This is a genomic window from Polaribacter sp. 11A2H (assembly GCF_011379025.1).
Classification (GTDB): Bacteria; Bacteroidota; Bacteroidia; order Flavobacteriales; family Flavobacteriaceae; genus Polaribacter.
Genome location: NZ_WTLD01000015.1, coordinates 74,172 through 95,434, shown reverse-complemented (window position 1 = coordinate 95,434; position 21,263 = coordinate 74,172). Strand labels below are relative to the sequence as shown.

General features: G+C 28.7%; 16 protein-coding genes and 2 pseudogenes. 6 read left to right on the top strand and 12 right to left on the bottom strand.

The window, feature by feature from the left end; translation table 11 throughout:
• Nucleotides 1-338: 338 nt before the first annotated feature.
• Nucleotides 339-2,033, bottom strand: coding sequence for a DNA polymerase III subunit gamma/tau (gene dnaX / locus GQS58_RS15425; protein ID WP_166387527.1), 1,695 nt, complete (start codon nt 2,031-2,033; stop codon nt 339-341).
• Between the two features lie 424 nt (nt 2,034-2,457).
• Here dnaX and msrA point away from each other — a divergent pair, with 424 nt between their 5' ends.
• The gene (gene msrA, locus GQS58_RS15420; RefSeq protein ID WP_166387525.1) at nt 2,458-3,117 is read left to right on the top strand and encodes a peptide-methionine (S)-S-oxide reductase MsrA; all 660 of its coding nucleotides are present in this window, start codon (nt 2,458-2,460) and stop codon (nt 3,115-3,117) included.
• A gap of 309 nt (nt 3,118-3,426) precedes the next feature.
• Here msrA and drt3b read toward each other — a convergent pair whose 3' ends face one another.
• The 5 genes from drt3b to GQS58_RS15395 all read right to left on the bottom strand — a co-directional run bounded on the left by drt3b (nt 3,427) and on the right by GQS58_RS15395 (nt 9,762).
• A complete protein-coding gene (gene drt3b / locus GQS58_RS15415) occupies nt 3,427-5,658 on the bottom strand; it encodes an antiviral reverse transcriptase Drt3b (RefSeq protein WP_166387523.1) in 2,232 nt (743 codons plus the stop codon).
• Nucleotides 5,658-7,160: an antiviral reverse transcriptase Drt3a gene (drt3a, locus tag GQS58_RS15410; protein ID WP_166387521.1), complete on the bottom strand. Its 1,503-nt coding sequence runs from the start codon at nt 7,158-7,160 to the stop codon at nt 5,658-5,660. Before drt3a ends, drt3b begins: the two co-directional genes overlap by 1 nt.
• A 272-nt stretch (nt 7,161-7,432) precedes the next feature.
• Complete coding sequence (locus tag GQS58_RS15405; RefSeq protein ID WP_166387519.1) at nt 7,433-7,954, bottom strand: OmpH family outer membrane protein; 522 nt, start codon at nt 7,952-7,954, stop codon at nt 7,433-7,435.
• A 56-nt stretch (nt 7,955-8,010) separates the two neighbouring features.
• The gene (gene miaA / locus GQS58_RS15400) at nt 8,011-8,934 is read right to left on the bottom strand and encodes a tRNA (adenosine(37)-N6)-dimethylallyltransferase MiaA (protein ID WP_166387517.1); all 924 of its coding nucleotides are present in this window, start codon (nt 8,932-8,934) and stop codon (nt 8,011-8,013) included.
• On the bottom strand, nt 8,935-9,762 hold the full coding sequence (locus tag GQS58_RS15395; RefSeq protein WP_166387516.1) for an ion transporter: 828 nt from the start codon (nt 9,760-9,762) through the stop codon (nt 8,935-8,937). It lies immediately after the preceding gene.
• A gap of 193 nt (nt 9,763-9,955) precedes the next feature.
• Between GQS58_RS15395 and GQS58_RS17220 the strand changes: the two are divergent.
• The 4 genes and pseudogenes from GQS58_RS17220 to GQS58_RS15375 all read left to right on the top strand — a co-directional run.
• A pseudogene (locus tag GQS58_RS17220) lies at nt 9,956-10,228 on the top strand (DUF4331 family protein); the annotation flags it as partial.
• A pseudogene (locus GQS58_RS15385) lies at nt 10,217-11,206 on the top strand (DUF4331 family protein). The pseudogenes GQS58_RS17220 and GQS58_RS15385, both read left to right, overlap by 12 nt.
• 80 nt (nt 11,207-11,286) lie before the next feature.
• Nucleotides 11,287-12,582, top strand: a complete 1,296-nt coding sequence (locus GQS58_RS15380) for a tetratricopeptide repeat protein (RefSeq protein WP_166387510.1) — start codon at nt 11,287-11,289, stop codon at nt 12,580-12,582.
• Between the two features lie 20 nt (nt 12,583-12,602).
• On the top strand, nt 12,603-14,834 hold the full coding sequence (locus tag GQS58_RS15375; RefSeq protein WP_166387508.1) for a TonB-dependent receptor: 2,232 nt from the start codon (nt 12,603-12,605) through the stop codon (nt 14,832-14,834).
• Between the two features lie 152 nt (nt 14,835-14,986).
• Here GQS58_RS15375 and GQS58_RS15370 read toward each other — a convergent pair whose 3' ends face one another.
• Complete coding sequence (locus GQS58_RS15370) at nt 14,987-15,793, bottom strand: alpha/beta hydrolase (RefSeq protein WP_166387506.1); 807 nt, start codon at nt 15,791-15,793, stop codon at nt 14,987-14,989.
• 333 nt (nt 15,794-16,126) lie between these two features.
• Between GQS58_RS15370 and GQS58_RS15365 the strand changes: the two genes are divergently transcribed.
• Nucleotides 16,127-16,486 carry a dihydroorotase gene (locus tag GQS58_RS15365; protein WP_166387504.1) on the top strand — a complete coding sequence of 120 codons (360 nt, stop codon included), beginning with the start codon at nt 16,127-16,129 and terminating at the stop codon, nt 16,484-16,486.
• A gap of 300 nt (nt 16,487-16,786) precedes the next feature.
• On the opposite strand, the gene GQS58_RS15360 is transcribed toward GQS58_RS15365, so the two are convergent.
• The 5 genes from GQS58_RS15360 to GQS58_RS15340 all read right to left on the bottom strand — a co-directional run bounded on the left by GQS58_RS15360 (nt 16,787) and on the right by GQS58_RS15340 (nt 21,226).
• Nucleotides 16,787-17,530, bottom strand: a complete 744-nt coding sequence (locus tag GQS58_RS15360; protein WP_166387502.1) for a YoaK family protein — start codon at nt 17,528-17,530, stop codon at nt 16,787-16,789.
• 304 nt (nt 17,531-17,834) lie between these two features.
• Nucleotides 17,835-18,617 (bottom strand): anti-sigma factor domain-containing protein, encoded by a 783-nt coding sequence (locus tag GQS58_RS15355; RefSeq protein WP_166387500.1) that lies wholly within the window; start codon nt 18,615-18,617, stop codon nt 17,835-17,837.
• Between the two features lie 3 nt (nt 18,618-18,620).
• The gene (locus GQS58_RS15350; protein ID WP_166387498.1) at nt 18,621-19,151 is read right to left on the bottom strand and encodes an RNA polymerase sigma factor; all 531 of its coding nucleotides are present in this window, start codon (nt 19,149-19,151) and stop codon (nt 18,621-18,623) included.
• A 300-nt stretch (nt 19,152-19,451) separates the two neighbouring features.
• The gene (locus GQS58_RS15345) at nt 19,452-20,531 is read right to left on the bottom strand and encodes an exonuclease domain-containing protein (RefSeq protein WP_166387496.1); all 1,080 of its coding nucleotides are present in this window, start codon (nt 20,529-20,531) and stop codon (nt 19,452-19,454) included.
• Between the two features lie 23 nt (nt 20,532-20,554).
• Nucleotides 20,555-21,226: a YggS family pyridoxal phosphate-dependent enzyme gene (locus GQS58_RS15340; RefSeq protein ID WP_166387494.1), complete on the bottom strand. Its 672-nt coding sequence runs from the start codon at nt 21,224-21,226 to the stop codon at nt 20,555-20,557.
• Nucleotides 21,227-21,263 lie beyond the last annotated feature (37 nt).

The window sequence follows — 21,263 nt, the reverse complement described above, 5'->3', positions numbered from 1 at the left end:
GGATGTATTTTAATGAAAGAAATTTACTTAATTAAAGATGATAAAACAATTCAACGTCAAAATGTCCTCCTGAGCCTTTCGAAGGATTTTGTTTTAATTATTAGTTTTAAAAATATTAAAGTAATTATTTAAGTAGATATGTTTAAGTGTCATTTATAATGATTTTTAGTGTTGTTTTTAAAACTTAAACAAAGCAATTTACTAAACTAAAAGTGCTAAACCAATGAATACTCACAATGTCCTCCTGAGCTTGTCGAAGGATATGATTTATGGTATCTAAAACCGTTCAACTTTCACTTAATAGATTTCATTTATAAGCAGCAATAAAACAAGTATTGTTACATATCTAACTCAAAACTTTGGCGCAATTTATCGATAAGAGGGTTTATTTCTTTCATCTTATTGTATTTTTCTTGCGGAGTGTAGGCAAACTTCTTTTCTATGCTTTCATTTAAACGAACATCTAGACTGATCCCATAGTTGTTCAGTTTTTTTCTTAAGAAATTAATTAATTCAGACCTTCCTTTTCTAAATTGTTCTTCCATTAATTTATTAGGAACCGAAAAAGATATTTTATTGTTTTTACCTAATTGAGGTGTGTCTGTGCCTACAATAGAAGCCATACTGCGCTCTCCTTTTTGAATTAACAAAGCAACGTAGTCTTTCCATAGATTTTGTAAAGCTTCTTGGGTAAAAAAGTCTTTTGGGTGGTTGTCGAAGTTTTCTTCTTCAATAGCTTTCTTTTCTACCTTTTTTTCGTGAATACTTTTTAACGATAAAGAAGATGCACGCCTACCAACAGATTTTAAAATAGGTTTTATCTTAGGTTTGGGCGGTTCTACTTTTGGAGCTTGCGCAATGACAGGTTTTTCAAGTTTTTTTTCAACCGGTTTTGCAATCTCTTTTACTGCAGGAGAAAGTGCCTGAAAAAATGTAGCAGGAATTATGTAGTTAGCTGATTTTTTTTTTTCTCCATCAAAAGTGATAGAGGCAATTTGCATAATGGTTAATTCTACCAGCAGTCGCTGATTTTTACTTGCTCTATAATTCAAATCACACTGATTTGCTTTTTCTATAGATTGCATTAAAAAAGGAATGCTTGCCTTAGTGGCTTGTTCTAAGTATTTCTTTTTAGCAGCATCACCAACTTCTAACAATTCTAAAGTAGCTTTGTCTTTGGCAACCAGTAAATCTCTAAAATGACTTGCCAATCCGTTTATAAAATGATGTCCTTCAAAACCCTTTGCTAAAATAGTATTAAATGCATTTAGCACTTGTGGTATTTTGTTGGTTAACATTAAATCTGTCATATTAAAATACGTATCGTAGTCTAATACATTCAGGTTTTCGGTAACGGCTTCTCTTGTTAAATTACTTCCAGAAAAACTAACAACTCTATCAAAAATAGACAAAGCATCACGCATTGCACCATCCGCTTTTTGAGCGATAATATGCAAAGCATCATCTTCTGCCGTAATATTTTCTTTTTCACAAATTACTTTTAGGTAATTTTTAGCATCTAAAACACCAATTCTTTTAAAATCGAAAATTTGACAACGAGATAAAATCGTCGGAATAATTTTATGCTTTTCTGTAGTTGCTAAAATAAAAATAGCATGTGCAGGTGGTTCTTCTAAAGTTTTTAAAAAAGCATTAAAAGCTGCCTGAGATAACATGTGTACCTCATCTATAATATATACTTTATACTTACCGGTTTGTGGCGGAATACGAACTTGGTCTGTTAAACTTCTAATATCATCAACAGAATTGTTAGAAGCAGCATCGAGCTCAAAAATATTAAAAGCAAAATCTTCATCTGCAGAAACTTCCGCATCTTGTTGATTAATGCTTTTAGCTAATATTCTAGCACAAGAAGTTTTACCAACTCCACGAGGACCTGTAAACAATAAGGCTTGTGCCAAATGGTTGTTTTTTATAGCCTTTTCTAACGTGTTTGTAATGGCTTGTTGCCCAACAACATCCGCAAAAACTTGTGGACGGTATTTACGCGCAGAAACTATAAAATGCTCCATGTATAATAGATTGTATATTGTTAAAGTCTTTTTAAGTGTTCTTAAAAATCAAAAATGAATTTTGATTAAAAGTAGCTATAGAAGTTTAAAAAAATAGTAAACTTTTTGCTTCACTTATCGAGACCGGTTTATTTTGTGACTAAATTATTCAACAAAAATAGGGGTATCAGGTATTTTTTACAAGATATTTTCTTAATAAAAACCTAAAGTTGTAAACAACCTGTAAATTATGTATATTTATAACGACTACTTAGGTAAGTTAAAATTAAATTTGATTCCCCAATAATGGGATTGAATGTTTCCAAGGATATCCTAATGATATAACCCCTTGGGATTTTTTTAATTAAAAGTTCGGAAAATTGTACTAAAAATAGACCAACTGTTTTTTGTGCAATTTTCTTTTTAACCCTAATCCATAAGTAAAATGAATATTTTAAAGTCTGTTACCTTTTTAAGTTTATCAATATTATTAATTTCTTGTTTCGGTTTTACTGATAAAAAAGAAACTGAAACTGATACCAAAGCTACTTATATTGCTAAAGAAAATACCAAAGTAGCCTATTTTGCAAGTGGATGTTTTTGGTGTGTAGAAGCTATTTTTGAAAGTGTAAGTGGAGTAGAAGAAGCTGTTTCTGGTTATGCTGGCGGACACACCTTAAACCCAACGTATAAAAGTATTGGAACCGGAAAAACAGGACATTCAGAAACTGTAGCGGTGTATTACAATCCAGAAAAAGTATCTTTTGAAACGTTAGTGACCGTGTTTTTTGGTTCTCAAGATCCAACAACCAAAAATGGACAACATCCAGATTACGGAACACAATACAGATCTATTGCTTTTTATGAAACTGCTGCAGAAAAGGCAATTATAGAAAAAAAGATTAGTCAACTAAACAAAGATGTTTATAACGGTAAAATAGCAACGGAAGTTACTAAATTTAAAAAGTTTTACAAAGCAGAAGACTATCACCAAGATTTTGAACATAATAACCCAAACCAAGGTTATATTAAGGCAGTTTCTGTGCCAAGATTAAACAAATTTAAAAAGAGGTTTCCGCAGTTATTAAAGACAGATAAGCATTAACAAATGCATTTTATATATATTGAAAAAGCAACTCATTGAGTTGCTTTTTTAGTTTGTGGTTAAGAATAAGTTTTATAATTTTTTATTAAATAGTATGGATTTTAAATATTGTTTTTGTGATTTGCTTAAAACAGGTTTTTATAATTGTAGAAATTGGAATTAAAATTCAATAAAAAAGGTAGCTAAATCCCCTGCTACCTTTTTGTTTGGACCTCTATTACCAAGGACTATTGCCTCTGCAAGTGTGTGAAAATAATTATACTAACATAAATGCTAGATATAAACTGGAGATTGGCATTGGCATTATTGTTAAGAGTAAACTTCTTGACTCTTTTTGTTTTCTAATTCTTTAGCTAAGTTAAACCTTTCCCATTTAGTAAACCAATATTTATGATTTTTATGAAAAATTATTAATTTTTCAGCATCCATCTTATTTTTGTTTTCTTCCTCAGTTACGCTACCTCTGTATAAATGTAAAATTTTTATTTTGGTTGTAGAATCTAAAAAAGGGCATGCAAATAAATCTAATATTAAGTGTGACATTTCAGAAGATTTACCTATTTTTTCATTTGGGTATTCTTTTATATAATCAAAAGTATACTCTATTAATGCGTTTTTAACCAGTGAATATTTCTCAGAGTAGCCTATGTAGTAAAATAATACAACAATTGAAAAATAATTTAGTGTATTAATGTTTATAGTTATTTTATTCTCTCCTTCATCTTTTTTTGCATTGAGAAATTTTATTAATATTTCTTCTGGTAACCTATATTCTTTACCTAAATCCCTTAAAAGAGTAAGTAAGTATAGTGATTCTACTTGAGCATATTCATTTAAAGCATTTTTCTTTAAAATAAAACTTGATTCATCTAAAATCTTTTTAAATACACGTTCTCTATTATTTTGATTAATAATGTATTTTTTAGTTAACTTATTTTTTTCTTTAAAAAACAAGATGATTTTAGAAAGAATAAGACTTACTTTAATTGTAGAATTTACTCTTGGTGATACAGAATAAATAAAGAAAATAAAATCAATAACTCCTTCAATATGAGAAGTAAATAAACTTTCCGTTTTTCTAAGTTTTAATATATCAGATTTAGAGAAAGCTTCTGCTTCATTTTCTTTAAGATAATTAAAATATACTTTTTCAAATGAAATTAAGTTTTTTTCTACTTTACTTGACAGAAGTGCTAAACTATAATTTAAGACATCTTTATAATCTACTTGAGATTCTTTTATAATTATTTTATAACGTGTAGCTAATTTATTAGGATTGAATGCTAACTCAAACTTATGATTTAATAGTGAAACCTCACCATCTTCATCCTTGGTGTTTTCTTGTTTTTGTTCTAATTCTGTTATTCTAAATTTGGGGTTATCAGAAAATAAATCAATAATTTTATTCTTAGCAATTGTAATCTCAGTTATAATTGGTTTGTTATATTCTTCTGTTTTAGAGTTATTAATAGAAAGTTTATATTTTTTTAATTCGTGTTTAAGTAATTTTAATATTTCATCTTTTAAAATACTATCATCACAGAATAAAAAATAATCATCAACATACCTGTAGATTTCATAGTCAACTTTAAGTTTATAGTTATTTCCATTCTCTTTCAGTTTTTTCTCAATTGTTGTATCTATTTTTTGCAAAATAATTTCAGCAAAAATTCTAGAAAATTCTGGACCAATTAAAATACCATTAGTTTCTCCGTAATTTGTATTTTGAATGAATCTATCAAATTTTCCTGAAAATGTATTATCAGATACGTTGAAGTTTTCTTTAACAACATCTAGCCCTAAAACAGCCCAAGATATTGAATGTGTATAAATACTATCAAAACATTTAGAAATATCAAATTTAAATAAATGATTGTATTTTTTTTCTGCTCTTTGATATCTATAGTCTTCAAAGAATTGATAAATATTGGTGTATTTACTATAAGAAAAAAAAGTTTTTAAGTTTTCATATTCTTTACCACTCAATTCTAAAAAATCAGACGAATCACCTTTGTTAGATTGATGTAGTTTATCATTAAAAAAGGTAAACTTAGCAACACTATCAGGTTTTCTAATACTATAATTACTTAATGAGCAAGAATAAATAATAGATTCTTTATATTGTTCATAGAAATTTACCAACAACAATTGATTCATTGGGTGAACCAGAGCTAGTTCTCTAAAATCTTTTTCTTTGTGACTAATTCGATAAGTAAAAGGAATTTTTCTTGTGTTTACGTTATGGTTATTGGTTGAAAATAATATTCTTAAAACCATTTCTAATGCTTCAAGATTATCTCCTTTCAATTTTGATTTATGTCGAATTATTCCTTTTGAATCATTTAGTTTAGTCTTTGGTAAATCTGATTGAGTAATACCTTTAATATTAAACTTTGAAGAATGTATAAATTCAATTTCATTATTAACTAAAAATCGATAGAAATATCGATTAGAAAAGGTAATAGGAATTTCATAAGGAAGTACATCAGAAAGTATAGCTCTTTCTTTTTGAAATTTTATATGTTTTTTCTTTTTACTCATTACTTCCAAATAGATTTAATTACTTCAAATTTGTTTGTTACTCTTTTAAATTTTTTAGCATAAAAAGAAACTTCTTTAGAATTAAAGTTAAAAGTATAAAAGAATTTTTCTTTGTTTTCAAATCCTTTTTTGAAATTATAATTGCTCAGGATATGATTAATTAGTTTTTCTTTAAAATTATTGTTTTTATTCTTAATTCCTTTGGGAGGAGAAAGTGTTTTTATCTTTTTATTTAGTTCTAAATTTAATATGTTTAAACTTTCAAAGTTGTTGTGATTTAATTCTAGCATTCTGTTAGAGTAAAATACACCTGATTTAATGTTTCTTTTGTTATTATTTAAATGAAAATTTCCAGTAAGGAATTTAAGTCTTGAAAACATCATTTTTCGAGCTTCCTTTTCATTGTATTTTGAATCATTATTATATACGTTAACTATAGCATCCAAACGATCAATATATTTTTTTTTAATTTTATTATCACTTATTTCAATGGTTAAATCTGTTTTACAATTCTTAGGAAAGTGTTCTAAAATGAATTTATAACCTAAGTACTTAAATTCATCAGAGTCAAAATCCTTTTTATTTTTATTTTTGTTCTGGAATAATATTATCTCTTGTGTTTTATTTTCTTCTCCATCAGTTCCATCTTTTAATTCTAATAGGTTTTTACTAACAATAGCTCTAATTTCACTTAAATAATCCCTTTTCTTTGATTCAGTTTTAGGGCAAATGATTACTATTATATCATCAACATAACGAGCATAATAAATTACATCTTCTAATGCTTTAACCTCATTATCTATATCTCGCATATATAATTCAGACAAATATGCACTAATACCAACACCTCTTGGTATACCTTCTCCTAATGGAATTTTATTTTTGTCTTTTTTATCTTCAAACTCATAAAATAATCTCTTTATTAATTTTTTAGAGAAAGGAGAAAGTAAAGTATTGTTTTCTATTTTTTTAAAGAGTTTATCTTGAGGAATAGATTCGTAAAATGATTTTATATCAGTTTTTATAATTATTTTAGGAAATCCATCTGAAACAATATTAAAAATTTGTTTAATAATTTTATTTCTGTCTGCTTGTATTACTTTAAAAGTTTTATTTATATTTCGTTGTAACTGTTTTACAGCATAATATGAAGCGGGATCCTTTTCAACAGTATAAGCTTCTTTTATTGAATTATATTCAATTTTAAATTGAAAGGGCAGTTCTTTACTATTAATAGTATTAGAGTAGCTTTCGAAAATAGACAATCTAATTTCTTCCTTTTCATTATTTACATCCTCTAATCTTTCGGCGAAATCGTCTAATTCTTCTTTAGAAAGCACCTGAATTTTCTTCAAATCAAGTTTCTCTCTTAAAATAGATTTAAACTCTTCATGTTTATCTAAATATTCTTTAGTGAAGTGAGTTTTATCGAAATTACCTTTTCGGTTTTCTTTTAAAAATAATTTATTAAAGTTACTACTTGAGAAGGATTGGTCTAGCATTTTTTCTTTTCAATTTCTATTATTGAATAATTCTTTTTCAATCTCTAAATTTCCAATAAAAAAATCAATAAAGTTTACGGTTTCCCATAATGTTATCAACTAGTTGTTTACGTATTGTCAACACCATCCAATTTTGTCATTTCGACCTTTCGGAGGAATCACATAAAACCACATTTCCTAAAGTTTATTTAAAGTATAAGAGATCGCTATTTAAAACCAAAAAAGCCTCACAAAAAGTGAGGCCTTATAAAAAATGTTTTAATAGCTAAAACTTATTTTTCAGTTTCGGCAGGAATTGCAATCCCTAAGCTTTTTAAGACCAATTCTGTAATATCAAAATCGTTATCTATGTATGCAAATTCGTTGCCAGTTAAGGTTAAAACTTGCGTGTATTTATTAGCTTTGGCAACAGTAGTAATAGCGTTGCTTAATCTTGTATATAAAGGACGCATTAACTCATCTTGCTTTAATTGCATTAGTTGGTTTCCGTTTTGCTGGTATTTTTTAATATCAGCTTCCATTTCTGCTAATTCTGTGTATTCAGCTTGCTTTGCTAATTCCCCAAGTGTTTTTTCATTCTTTTTAAAAGCCTCTATTTTGGCTTTATACGTTTCTACTTTTATGGTAAAAGAAGAATCTAATTTTGCTCCGTAATTTTGAGATCTTTCTGATACCACTTTTGTTTCTGGCATTAGACTAATAATATATTCACTATCTACTGTACCAACTTTAGATTGTGCAATAGAAATAGAACTAATTAAAGCAAAGGCAATACATATAATTTTTGATTTCATGTTATTTTGATTTTTTATGTAACAAAGATATAAAAGTGAGTGAATTACAAAAGGTTTTACAATTTTGAGATGTTAATTTTATCAGAAATTTTAGCAATAATTGTGTTTATCTCTGTCTGATAATCAAACCACAAGGTTGTTTCATCTCTTTTAAACCAAGTACCTTGTCTTTTTGCAAACCTTCGGGTATTTTTCTTAATTTCTGAAACGGCAAATTCTTTGGTAAAATCACCATCAAAATAAGAGAACAATTCTCTATAGCCAACCGTTTGCAATGCATTTAAACCTTTGTGTTGGTATAGGTTTTTAGCTTCTTCTAGCAAACCGTTTTCTAGCATATTGTCTACACGCATATTTATTCTATTATAAATAATTTCTCGGTCTGCGTCTAAGCCAATTTTAATAGATGTAAAATTTCTAGGAGCTTTGGGTTTATTTTTAAAAGTAGAGTAGGGAATACCAGAACCAATACAAACCTCTAAGGCTCTCATTACCCGTTTAGGGTTTTGTAATTCAATTACATTGTACGTTTCTGGGTCTAGTTCTTTTAATTGTTCTTGCAATACTTCAACGCCTTCTTTTTCTAATTTTAGGGTTAAGGCTTCTCTTATTTTAGGATCTACTTCCGGGAAATAATCCAATCCTTTTAAAACGGCATCTACATACAAACCAGAACCGCCTACCATAATCTGAATAGGGTTTTCTTTAAAAAGATCGTCTAATTTAGTAAGTGTATCTCTTTCAAAAGAACCTACATTATAATCTTCAAAAATACTTCTGTTTTGTATAAAATGATGTACTGCAGCTGCCAATTCATCTGTATCTGGTACCGCAGTACCAATAGTCATTTCTTTGTAAAACTGTCTAGAATCGCAAGAAATAATAGCGCTTTTAAAATGATTGGCTAATTGAATGCTTAAGGCTGTTTTACCAATTGCGGTAGGACCTACAATGGTAATTAAAAAGTTATTAGAAGTCATTTAGTTTAATTTACTACCACAGTTATAACAAAATTCTGCACCGTCTTTATGGTTTTCTTTTGCGCAATTAGGGCAAGCTTGTGTATTTGTATCTATGTTATTATTTGCGGTTTTTGTCATTTCTGCAGTTACAATTCCTGTAGGAATGGCTATAATTCCGTATCCTAAAATCATGATAATACTTGCAAGAAACTGACCAAAAGGAGTGTGAGGCGCAATGTCTCCATAACCTACAGTTGTTAAAGTAACAATTGACCAATAGATACTAATAGGTATGCTTGTAAATCCGTTTTCCGGACCCTCTACCATGTACATAATGGTTCCTAAAATAACACATAATATGACTATAAAATATAAAAAGACCGAAATTTTGGTTCTACTCATCTTTAGTGCAATCAATAATTTATTAGAAGCACCAATATATCTAGCCAGTTTTAAGATTCTAAAAACTCTTAAGAGTCTTAAAGCTCTTAAAGCAGCTAAATGGTGAGAACCAATTAAAAATAATGAAAGGTATTTTGGAATGGTAGAAAGTAAGTCTATAAGGCCGTAAAAACTAAAGATATATTTTAAAGGTCTTTTTATAGAAACGATTCTTAATACATATTCAATTGAAAAAAGGATGGTAATAACCCATTCTGCTATGTTTAAAAAAGTATGGTACTTAGTGTCAAAGCTTTCAATGCTTTCTAGCATCACTAATAATATACTAGCAAGTATTGCTATTAATAAGACAACATCAAATAATTTACCCGATTTAGTGTCCGCCTCATAAATAATTTCATGAATACGGTATTTCCAAGAGGTATTTTTATAGTTATTTTTCAATTTTTATATAAATTTCTTTTACAATACTACAATTAATTTACTGATATAGCATTTTTTTTAGTCTATTTTTCTCTTTGTTTACAAGGGGTTTCAAAAATAATTAAAAAAAAACAAACTTTTTTAAAACCGTAACAATCTTTTCCTCGTAAGTATCTGTGAGATTCAATTAATAATTAACTTAAAAACTCACACAATGAAAAAAAGTAAAATTTTAGTAGCAACCGCATTTGCAGCGGTTATCGGATTAGTTACAATTGCAGCAGATCATATTGACGCTCCTGCATCTAAAGGAACTACAGCAGACATTACAGACTTCTATGCTTTTCAGGCAGAAGACACAAACAATTTAGTATTTGTTGCCAATGTGCAAGGCTTATTAAGTCCTACTGCATCTGCAACCGCGGCTTTTGCTGAAGACGTTATGGTAGAATTTAATATTGATACTAATAATGACATGGTAGAAGATTTAGTAATTCAGGCAATACCAAGAGATGGTAAAATGTATTTCTTCGGACCTTTTTCTCCATCTGCAACAGGATTAAATAGTACGGTAAATGAAATGGCAACAAAATCTGAAGTAGCAATTACTTCTTACGGAGCTGCACCTGTTATTGGAAATATGAATGGGATGAAAATGTTTGCAGGACCAAGAGACGATCCTTTCTTTATGGATTTTGCACAATATGGTAAAGTAGTAGGCGGTATGGAGCCAGGTTTTAACAGCCCAGGAGCAGATACATTTGCAGGTTCTAATGTACTTTCTATTGTGGTAGAAGTTCCTAAAAGTGAAATAGGAGGTTCTGGTAAAATAAATACTTGGGTAACATCTAACGCAAAACAATAATCTTAACAATCAACTTTAAAAAATAATATCATGAAAATTTATAAAATAAAATATATCGCAGTAGCAGCTTTTTCTCTTTTAGTAATGAGTTGTAGTAATAATGATGATGACGCAACTTCTATGATGGAAGCAGGGACAGATTTTTCTGGAACGTATGCTCAAAAAGATCAAATGGGTAGACCAGCAATAAATACTGTTTTTGTTTCTGCAGATAGTAAAGATGCTTTTAATGCTACTATTCCTTCTATGCAAAGTGCAATGTTTCAGCCAATGTTTGAAACAAATTTAAAAGGTTTAAGTCCTGCTTTTGCAAATGAAGGAGATAAAAATGCATTAGGACAAGAGGCTGCCGCTTTTACAGGTTTATTAGCTACGGATGTTTTAAATGTTTCTTTAGATGGTAAAACAACATTTTATGATGGTGTTGCAGCAAATACACTTTCTGGTAGAGCTTTAGCAGATGATGTAATTACAGTTGAATTATTATTGATCTTTGGTGGTGAAGATTTTTCTGAAAACCCAACTCTTTCTAATGATAACGTAGATGCAAATGATAAAGAATTTTTAACTTCTTTTCCATATTTAGCTTCTCCTTGGTAGAATGTCATTTTAAAACTGGCGCAATTCTTAAGAGTGGCGCCAGTTTTTTTTATTATTAAACTAACTAAAAAATATAAATTATGAAATCTATCCAACTAATTTTATTATTTGTAACTTTTTCAATCGCAACTAGTTGCACTACAGATACCAACAAACAGATAACAAACGTTAACGATTACAATAGTTATTTAAGTACGCATAACAATAAAGCTTTAGAAAACTCAACATCAGAATTTAATTTCTGGAAAACAAAGCTAAACAATACACCAAACCAATATCCTTATAATGCAAAATTAGCTGCAGCAAATGCTACCATGTTTAAAATTACAGGTAATATTGATGCACTAAAAGAAGCAGAACAAAACTTATTAATTGCCAATAAACAAACTAATTATAATAGCGCAGGTTATTTAAGAAGTTTGGCAAGAAACTACATTTCTCAACACCGTTTTAAAGAAGCGCTTGCTTTGGCTACAAAAGCGGAATCTATTGGAGAGAATTTACAACAAACACAATACTTATTAATAGATGTGTATTTAGAATTAGGGAATATCTCTAAGGTTGAAGAATACTTGTCTATTGTTAAAAATTTAAAAGAGTTCGAATATTTAATTAGACTTTCTAAATACAATGATCATATTGGTAACTTAGACAATGCTATTAAATATTTAGAAGCATCTTTAGAGATTTCAAAATCTGCAAAAAACACTCATTTAATGCAGTGGAGTTATACCAATCTTGCAGATTATTATGGGCATGCAGGTAGAATTAAAGATTCTTATAATGCATATTTAAGTGCACTTGCTATAGATGAAAATGATAGTTATGCTAAAAAAGGAATTGCTTGGATTGTTTTTTCTTATGAAAGAAACCCAGCAGAAGCAATGCGTATTTTAGAAACCGTAACCAAAGAAAATGCTGCGCCAGATTATCACTTATTAAAAGCAGAAATAGCTGAATATATGGGAGATACTGCGCAAAAAGAAATAGAGGTTGAAAAATATGTAGCAAAAGTAGCCAATAAAAGTTACGGTGTAATGTATCATAAATACGATGTTTTATTATTTGCAGATGATGATACTAAAAAAGAAGTTGCTTTAAAATTAGCGCAACAAGAAGTAGCAGAAAGACCAACAGCACAATCGTATGATTTATTAGCATGGTCTTATTTTAAGAACGGAGATGCTAAAAAAGCATTAGAAATTTCTAGAAACCATGTTATAGGTAAAACCTTTGAGCCAGAAGCATTATTGCACACCGCTCAGATATTAAAAGCGAATGGTGAAATTGAAGAAGCTAGAGTTTTAAAAATAGAATTATTAGGTGCTGTATATGAGTTAGGTCCTTTAACAGAAATTAACATAAAAAATATCTAAATTCGCAAAATTTTTAAAATATGAAAAACAAATTATTATTATTATTTGCGATAACACTATGTTTACATTCTTTTGGTCAGCAGTTAAAAGGGATTGTTTTAAATCCGCTAAATGAACCTTTAGAAAATGTTTATATTATAAATCAAACCTCTAATGTTCATACACATACAAACGAAGCGGGTAGTTTTATACTTCAAAAAACGGCTGTAGACAATACTTTACAAATAAGTATTTTAGGTTTTGGTACAAAGACGTTAAAAGTTACAGAGCAAGATTTTAAAAACGGAATTACCATAAACCTAGCAACAAAAGTTTTTCAGTTAGAAGAATTGGTCTTGCGTAAAGAAATAAATGCTTTACAAACCTTAACAAATATAGATGTACAAGTAAATCCGGTAAACAATTCTCAAGAAGTTTTAAGAAAAGTTCCTGGTTTATTTATCGGTCAGCATGCTGGTGGAGGAAAAGCAGAACAAATATTTTTAAGAGGTTTTGATATTGATCACGGTACAGATATTGCACTTTCTGTAGACGGAATGCCAATAAACATGGTTTCTCATGCACACGGACAAGGATATTCTGATTTGCATTTTGTAATACCAGAAACCATACAAAAAATAGATTTTGGAAAAGGACCTTATTACGCAAATCAAGGAGATTTTAATACGGCTGGTTATGTAAATTTTGCTACAAAAACAGCTATTGATAAAAGTATGATTTCTGTTGGTTATGGCGATTTTAACTCTCTAAGAACTGTTGGTATGTTTAATTTATTAGAAAACTCTAAAAATAACGATGCCTATGTTGCTGTAGAATATATAGAGTTTGATGGTGCTTACGAATCTCCACAAAACTTTAACAGGTTAAATCTTTTTGCAAAATACAATACGTTTTTAAACGGAAAAGATAAGTTAACATTAACAGCGTCTCATTTTACAAGTTCTTGGGATGCTTCTGGTCAAGTGCCAATTAGAGCCGTAGAAAGCGGATTGATTAACCGCTTTGGTTCTATTGATGATACAGAGGGTGGATTTACTTCTAGATCTAACTTAAATGCACAATTGCAAAAAACGTTAGATAATGGTGCTATTTTAGAAGCAAACACATTTTATTCTAAATATGATTTTGAATTGTATTCTAATTTTACCTTCTTTTTAGACGATGCTATAAACGGAGATCAAATTAAACAATTTGAAGATAGAAGTATTTATGGAATGAATGCAAAGATAATTAGCACAAAAGAGTACGGAAATGTAGAGGCTAAGTATACTAAAGGTATTGGTTTACGTTACGATTTAATTGCTGATAACGAATTATCGCATACAAAAAATAGAAATGAATTATTAGATAATATTCAATTAGGAGATGTAAAACAAACCAATTTATATGCATTTTTTAACTCAGAATTTGAGATTGGAAAATTTAAAATAGCACCTTCTGTTCGTTTAGATTATTTTAAGTTTTTATACAATGATGCTTTAAATACAACGTATGAAACATTGAGCAAAACAAAGGCAATTGTAAATCCTAAATTGAACTTTTTATACACTCAAAACGATAATTTACAATGGTTTTTAAAATCTGGAATTGGTTTTCATTCTAATGATGCAAGAGTTGTTTTACAAGAAAATGCAGATAAAGTTTTACCTAGAGCATACGGAGCAGATTTAGGAAATATTTGGAAACCTACTAAGAACTTAGTATTAAACACAGCAGCTTGGTATTTGTTTTCTGAAGAAGAATTTGTATATGTTGGAGATGCTGGTATTGTAGAACCATCTGGAGAGTCTGAGCGTTTTGGATTGGATTTAGGAATTCGTTACCAATTAACAGATCAAATTTATTTTGATACAGATGCAACACTTACGCATGCAAGAAGTTTAGAAGCAGCAGATGGTGAAGATTACATTCCGTTAGCGCCAAGTTTTACAATGGCAGGTGGTTTGTCTTTTAGTGATTTAGGTAAATTTTCTGGAGGTTTGCGTTACCGTTATTTAGCAGATAGAGCAGCAAATGAAGATAATTCTATTACTGCAGAAGGATATTTAGTGAGTGATTTTAATATCAATTATAAAGTAAATAAGGATGTTACTTTTGGTATTGCATTAGAAAATATTTTTGATGTAGAATGGAATGAAACTCAGTTTGCAACAGAAAGTAGGTTACAAAATGAAACGGATTCTGTAGAAGAAATTCACTTTACACCAGGGACACCGTTTTTTGCAAAAGCAACAATAACATACACGTTTTAATTGAGTTTTATAAGAATTTAGATAAAACTATAATTTTCACTTTAGCGGAAATAGAGTATAATTTTAGTTAGTTTTAGTTGGATGAAATGTCTATCACAGCAATGTGATAGGCATTTTTATTGATTGTAATAAATATTACTAAGTTGTTTCGGTTAGTTATTTAATGTCCATATTAATGCCTTTTCTTTGGTAGCTCTAAAAATGGTGTTGTGTTGCTCGTTAGAAGCATCTGTATATTTAAAAATTAGGTTTTTATTAGATTGTTCTAACTGGTTATTTAACTCTTTAGCGTGTTTAGAGATATCTGTAGCATCAGAATTAGCAAACCAAAGCTTTTTTTGATAGTTATAATTCTTGCTGGATAGCGTTTTAAAATTAGCAACTAAATAATTCTCATTAAACCATAAAGAAGGATCTATTGCAATATAAGCATCAAACATATTATTGTCTAAGAGAAAGGTTTCTACCACAAATAAACCAGCTAAAGATTCGCCAATAATTGCCTTTCTACTGCTTGTTCTATATTTTTTATTGATTGCTATAAATAATTCATTTTTAATAAAATTTCTAAAGTCGTTTGCACCACCGGCATTCGGTATATAACTTAAATCATATTCAATTTTTGTAGGTCCACATAAATCTCGTCCTCGTTTGGTGTTTTCTATGCCCACTAAAATATAAGAAGGTATTTTATTTTCTTTAATTAATTTAGCTAATGTATTGGCTACATGCGGAAAATCTTCTTTAATTCCGCCATCTGGCATATATAAAACAGGAAAGCTATCTACTGTTTGGTTGTAATTTGGTGGTGTCCAAATATTAATGATTCTGTCTTCATGTACAAATTTAGAAGCAATGGTTAAACTATTATGTTTAGGAATTGGATCATTATAAACAATCTCTTTCTTACATCCAATTGTAATAGTGATAAGCAGCAAACAAAAGATTATATTTCTCATTTATATGATTTTTTTATAGGTTGAAGGTATTTTAGATACAAAACTATTTCTTTAGCTAATATAGTTTTTTTTAAAATAAATATCTAAACAGTTGTTTATTAGTGTATTGTGAGTTAAAAAAGTGACATTTTTTATAAAGGATTACTTCTTAAAATAAATTGAAAATTATGCAAGTTTAATTGTTTAGAGAAAACTTAAATATTGCTAAACTTGTTTATTTTATAGGATAATTTTTAATTATTCAACAATAAATATTCCTTATTTTATTGATATTGTAATTTTATAGATTTTAGTTATTTTTGAATTATATACTAATATTAATATTTTTTTCTTATGAAGTTTAACCTATTATTCAGTTTTTTATTCGTTTTTTTATCAAGTATTATGTATTCTCAAAATTCTAATTCAGACATCAAAGTAGGAGATGTTTTTGTAGTAGGAGAGGTGATTAATAACAATTATAAACATATCAATTTTCCTAGAGCAAACTTTATTATTAAAAAAGGTGGACTTGCAAATTACAAAAATGTAAAAGGAGAAAAAGTTCAAATAAAGTCAATCAAAGAAAGCAAAAACGGAGCTTTAATTGCAACCATTGAGTTAGCTTCTAAAAAGAAATTTTTCAATAGCCATAAATACATTAAAGTAAATATTAATGAAGCAATTTTACAAAAGGAGTTATTAAAAAATTAATAGTATTCTTTTTTCTTTAGTTTAGGCTTTCTTTTTAGGAAGCCTTTTTTTTGTTTAAAATTTAAAAAAAGAAGTAGGTAAATAAATATCTACTCTTTATTTAGCTTAACTTGTTGTATTCTTTTAGTGATTAAATTTGTTATCGTCAGTTCGAGCGCAGTCGAGAACTATTAAACTATTAAAATAGGTTTAGACTGAATTTAACCATACATATTACTTGTTTTATACCAAATTCTATGCAGTTAACTATATTTCTCTAAAGAATGTATTTAATTGGAGGGAAGCTTAAGGTTTGTGTATTTATTTGACGATTTTTTTTTGATGGTATTTTCGTCTCGTTTTTATTACTTTATACCTAAAATCATCAAAGAATAAGCTTGCTAATAAAAACAGTGCTGCTAAAATTAAAGTATTTAATTTTAAATCTAATTTAGAATAGAAAAAGCCCCCCGTTAAACCGCCTGCAAAAAAGAAGAGGATAATGTAAGTTCTAAGTTTAATATTAGATTTTAATTTTTTTTTCTGTGCTGTCAATTTAGGAAAACACAATAAAGAAAGATCGATCCCTAAATCTGTAAACAAACCCGTTAAATGTGTAGTTCTTACAACAGCGTTAGATATTTTAGTAACAAATGAATTCTGTAAACCCATTGCAAAAAGCAACAAACAGATAAGTAGGTTTGCATATTCTAATTCCATAAAATTACTAATAAGACCTATAGAAATTAAAACAAGACATTCAATAACTGTAGGTAATACAAATACATTCAGTCTTTTGTTTTCACTATATCTTTCTATTAGAAAGCTGGATAAAAAAGAACCAAATAAAAAAGAGAAAATATAAAGGAAGTAAATGGTGCCTTTCCAGAAATCAAAATTAGCAACATCATAAATAAACAAAGCAAAATGACCTGTAACATTTGTAGTTAATTGTTTAAATGCCAAATAACCGCTCACATTTACAATTCCTGCTACAAAAGAAAGTATAGTTGCAATTCTTAAATTATGTTTTAAAGTTCTGCTTTTACCTTGATGTCTAAACATTTGTTTTCGTTTATTCTTAGCTTTTATAAGACACGTAAAATTAACACATTTTAGAGTGTATAAAAATTCTATAAAGTATAAATTATAAGTAGAAGGTAAAGTTAGTATTTTTGAATGATTCTGCTTTTATATACCATCTGTTTATTAGATAAGATTATTTAAAAGTAGTAAACTTATCAATCTACATTTCTTTAATATTGATAAAGTTGTTGACTTTCAATAGGTGAGATGCTGAATCAAATTCAGTATGACAAGATTATTTTTTAATCAAGAAAACTATAGAAAAATGATGATTATAATAAACCTAAGATACTACGGCACCTAAAGTATATAATTGCTCTAGATTAGGAGATACACTACCACCTGCAGGCTCTAAGGTAATACCAAATGCCTCAGATTCGTTAGCATTTTCTATGGTAAATATTTTGTTGGTATCTGCCATAAAAGTGTCTATTGTACCTAAACTTGTTGGTGTTAAAGGATTTAATTTTAAAGACCAAACTTGGTATACCTTTCCTTTTGGAGGTGCTGGCAATCCTTTGGCATCTAAATAAATACTTTTTGTTTTTTTATCCCAATACACCTTTGCATAAGAGGTTGGAGATACTTTTTGACCCGCTAACGGTACAGAAACAATGTCTTTATCTCTAAAGATGTCAATTAATTTTTCTGCAGCTGCTAAACTGTTAGAAGCTTTGTCTATTTGTTCTTCTAATTGTTGTTTTTCTGTAGCAACCTGATCTTTAAGTTGGTTGTTTTGTGTAAGTGACCAAATAAGAACACTTCCTATTAATAAAGAAGCTGCCCAACCACTATATTGTAACCAATTTGTTTTCGGTTTTGTAATAGAGATTACTTTTGGTTCTTCAACCTTCAATTTATTTTTTATGTCTGAAAAGGAATATGGAGCATCTTTTTTAGCAGCAGCAGTTAATTTTGCAATTGCTTTTTCTATGGATACAACTTCGGCCAAAACTTCTGGGTATTCTTTAATTTTAGCATGCACTTCCTCGTTTTCCTTTTCAGAAAGCGAGCCTGCAACATACAGTTCTAAAATTCCAGATGTTATGTATTCTTTTATATTCATTATTTAAACTCCAAGCATAGAGCGTAATTCGCTTATGCAATTTCTATTTCTAGTTTTAATAGTGCCAATTGGCATTTCTAATTCTTCAGAGGCTTCTTTTTGTGTAAACCCTTTAAAATATAATAATTCAATTACTGCTTTACACTTGTCTCCTAATTTGGTAACAAACTCTTTTAAGCCAATTGTATCAGTGGCAGTATCTAAACTTTCACTGGTCTCTAATATATCTACGAAAAAATCTGCGTTATGGTTTTGTTTAGACTGTTTAAAATTTTTAGAGCGTGTATAATCTATAGCTGCATTTCTTGCAATGTTTAGTATCCACGTAAAAAAACGGCCTTTTTTAGAAGAATAAGTATCTGCTTTATTCCAAGCTTTTATAAAAACATCTTGTGTAATTTCTTGCGCAACGTCATCATTTTTAACAATGTTATTTACAATACCAGAAATACTATCACAATACATATTGTATAGTTTTTCATAGGCCTTTACGTCCTTTTGTTGAAATTGTAAAATTAGTTGCTCTAAATTCATAAAATGTATCTGCTGCTAATCTATTAAATAAAATTGATATGCAAGCATTTTATTATCGCTATAATAAACATAATATAATTTCTTCTAGAACTAATTTTAAATCTTTGGTATTTTAGATTGAAACTCCAAACCGTTACTACTTAAATAGAGAGATAAAACACTGTAAGTATATATTATAACAGATTCAACTTTTATATTAGGCAGTATAAAATTTTTAACCGTAAAAGTATCTCGTTCTTTAGTAGGAAAGAGGTCCTTATCTTTAATATAGAGTAGGTTTACTAAGTTTAAAATTTTTATTTATAATCTAATAATTTTCTGTACTTTATTTTTATTGATGTAATTTTTGATAATATTTTTTGCTTGTACCTTGTTTTCAATAGGAGTTAATATTTTTTTTAAAATATCTAACTTACTTTCTTGGTTACTTAAGTTTGTATAACCACAACCAAAAACCTCGTTATTTTCTATTAAAATTACCGCATTTTCTTCTACTTCTCTTCCTTTTTCAATGATCATAAAATTCTCATTGTTAAAGTCTTGATTAATAATTTTGGGATTCTTTTTAAAGTTAAACTTAGGCGTTAATGCATCTAATTCAATAGCATATTTTAAACGGGTAAAAAGTTCATTACCTGTTTTGTCAAAGGAGATAGATTGTGCTCTTTCCTGAATTTTAACAGCTCTTTTTGTTACTTTTAAAAAGAGGTTATTTACTTCCGATTTAATATTCTTTCCTTTTCCAATAAAAAGAACTCTACCTTCTTTATCATGAATGTAATACACACCTTGTACCGTTGGTATTTCTTCTATTAAACTTCTTAGTTTTTGTTTTTGATGTCTTCTATCAAAGTATTTAATAGAACTTTGTATAATACTTTTATTTGTGTCTTTTTCTAACAGTAACTTAAATAATTGTACGGTTGCCAAGGCGTCTCCAGAAGCTCTATGTCTATCTGTAATAGGTATACCTAAAGATTTGGTAAGTTTTCCTAAACTGTAAGAAGGTTGGTCTAAAATTAATTTCTGACTTAATTCTACCGTACACAAAGTATTTCTATTAAAGTCGTACCCTAATCGATCAAATTCTGTACTTAAAATTCTATAATCGAAAGTGGTATTATGAGCCACTAAAATACAATCTGAAGTAATTTCTATAATACGTTTAGCAACTTCATAGAATTTGGGTGCATTTTTAAGCATTTTATTATTAATGCCCGTAAGTTTTACAACAAATTCTTGTATGGGTTTTTCTGGATTTACTAAGCTAATAAATTGATCTACTGTAGTGTGCCCGTCAAATTTATAGATAGCAATTTCCGTGATGCCTTCTTCATTAAATTTTCCTCCTGTGGTTTCAATATCTAAAATTGCGTACAAAGTCTTTTTCTTTTATGATAAAATTAAGCATTATAATTTCTTTGACCAAATATAGAACTACCAACTCTTACCATATTACTGCCATTTTCTATAGCAAGCATATAATCTCCACTCATTCCCATAGATAAAGTTTCTAGTTCGCAATTTTCAGTTGCAGTTTTCAGTTTGTGTGTGTCAAAGAAGGTTTTTAGAGAAGAGAATTCTTCTTTTAACTGTTGCTTATTGTCTGTAAACGTGGCCATTCCCATAAAACCAGTAATTTTTATATTCTTTAATTCAGCAAATGCTTCGGATGCTAAAATTGTATTAATTTCATCAAAAGATAAACCAAATTTAGTGTCTTCTTTGGCTATTTTTACTTGTAATAAACAGTTGATAACTTTATCATGTTTTTTTGCTTGCTTGTTAATTTCCTTTAAAGTAGAAAATTTATCAACTCCATGAATTAAATCTACAAAATGTGCCATGTACTTAACCTTATTACTCTGTAAATGACCAATCATGTGCCACTGAATGTCTTTGGGTAAGGCATCATATTTATCTACCATTTCCTGAATTTTATTCTCGCCAAAAATACGCTGTCCTGCAGCATAAGCTTCTTGCAAGTCTTCTAAAGGTTTGGTTTTAGAAACGGCAACTAAAGTTACATTTTCTGGTAATGATTGTTTTATTTCTAATAGGTTTTCTTTAATCATGTTTTCTTTTTTGTAATTCAGACGAAGATTATAAACA

Bases quoted from the DNA above. Each gene is read 5' to 3' on its own strand.
- GQS58_RS15360 (WP_166387502.1), bottom strand. From the start codon at position 17,530: ATGTTTAGACATCAAGGTAAAAGCAGAACTTTAAAACATAATTTAAGA.
- GQS58_RS15350 (WP_166387498.1), bottom strand. From the start codon at position 19,151: ATGAATTTAGAGCAACTAATTTTACAATTTCAACAAAAGGACGTAAAG.
- GQS58_RS15370 (WP_166387506.1), bottom strand. From the start codon at position 15,793: ATGAGAAATATAATCTTTTGTTTGCTGCTTATCACTATTACAATTGGA.
- GQS58_RS15375 (WP_166387508.1), top strand. From the start codon at position 12,603: ATGAAAAACAAATTATTATTATTATTTGCGATAACACTATGTTTACAT.
- GQS58_RS15340 (WP_166387494.1), bottom strand. From the start codon at position 21,226: ATGATTAAAGAAAACCTATTAGAAATAAAACAATCATTACCAGAAAAT.
- drt3a (WP_166387521.1), bottom strand. From the start codon at position 7,160: ATGCTAGACCAATCCTTCTCAAGTAGTAACTTTAATAAATTATTTTTA.
- GQS58_RS15365 (WP_166387504.1), top strand. From the start codon at position 16,127: ATGAAGTTTAACCTATTATTCAGTTTTTTATTCGTTTTTTTATCAAGT.
- dnaX (WP_166387527.1), bottom strand. From the start codon at position 2,033: ATGGAGCATTTTATAGTTTCTGCGCGTAAATACCGTCCACAAGTTTTT.
- GQS58_RS15355 (WP_166387500.1), bottom strand. From the start codon at position 18,617: ATGAATATAAAAGAATACATAACATCTGGAATTTTAGAACTGTATGTT.
- GQS58_RS15380 (WP_166387510.1), top strand. From the start codon at position 11,287: ATGAAATCTATCCAACTAATTTTATTATTTGTAACTTTTTCAATCGCA.
- msrA (WP_166387525.1), top strand. From the start codon at position 2,458: ATGAATATTTTAAAGTCTGTTACCTTTTTAAGTTTATCAATATTATTA.
- drt3b (WP_166387523.1), bottom strand. From the start codon at position 5,658: ATGAGTAAAAAGAAAAAACATATAAAATTTCAAAAAGAAAGAGCTATA.
- GQS58_RS15405 (WP_166387519.1), bottom strand. From the start codon at position 7,954: ATGAAATCAAAAATTATATGTATTGCCTTTGCTTTAATTAGTTCTATT.
- miaA (WP_166387517.1), bottom strand. From the start codon at position 8,934: ATGACTTCTAATAACTTTTTAATTACCATTGTAGGTCCTACCGCAATT.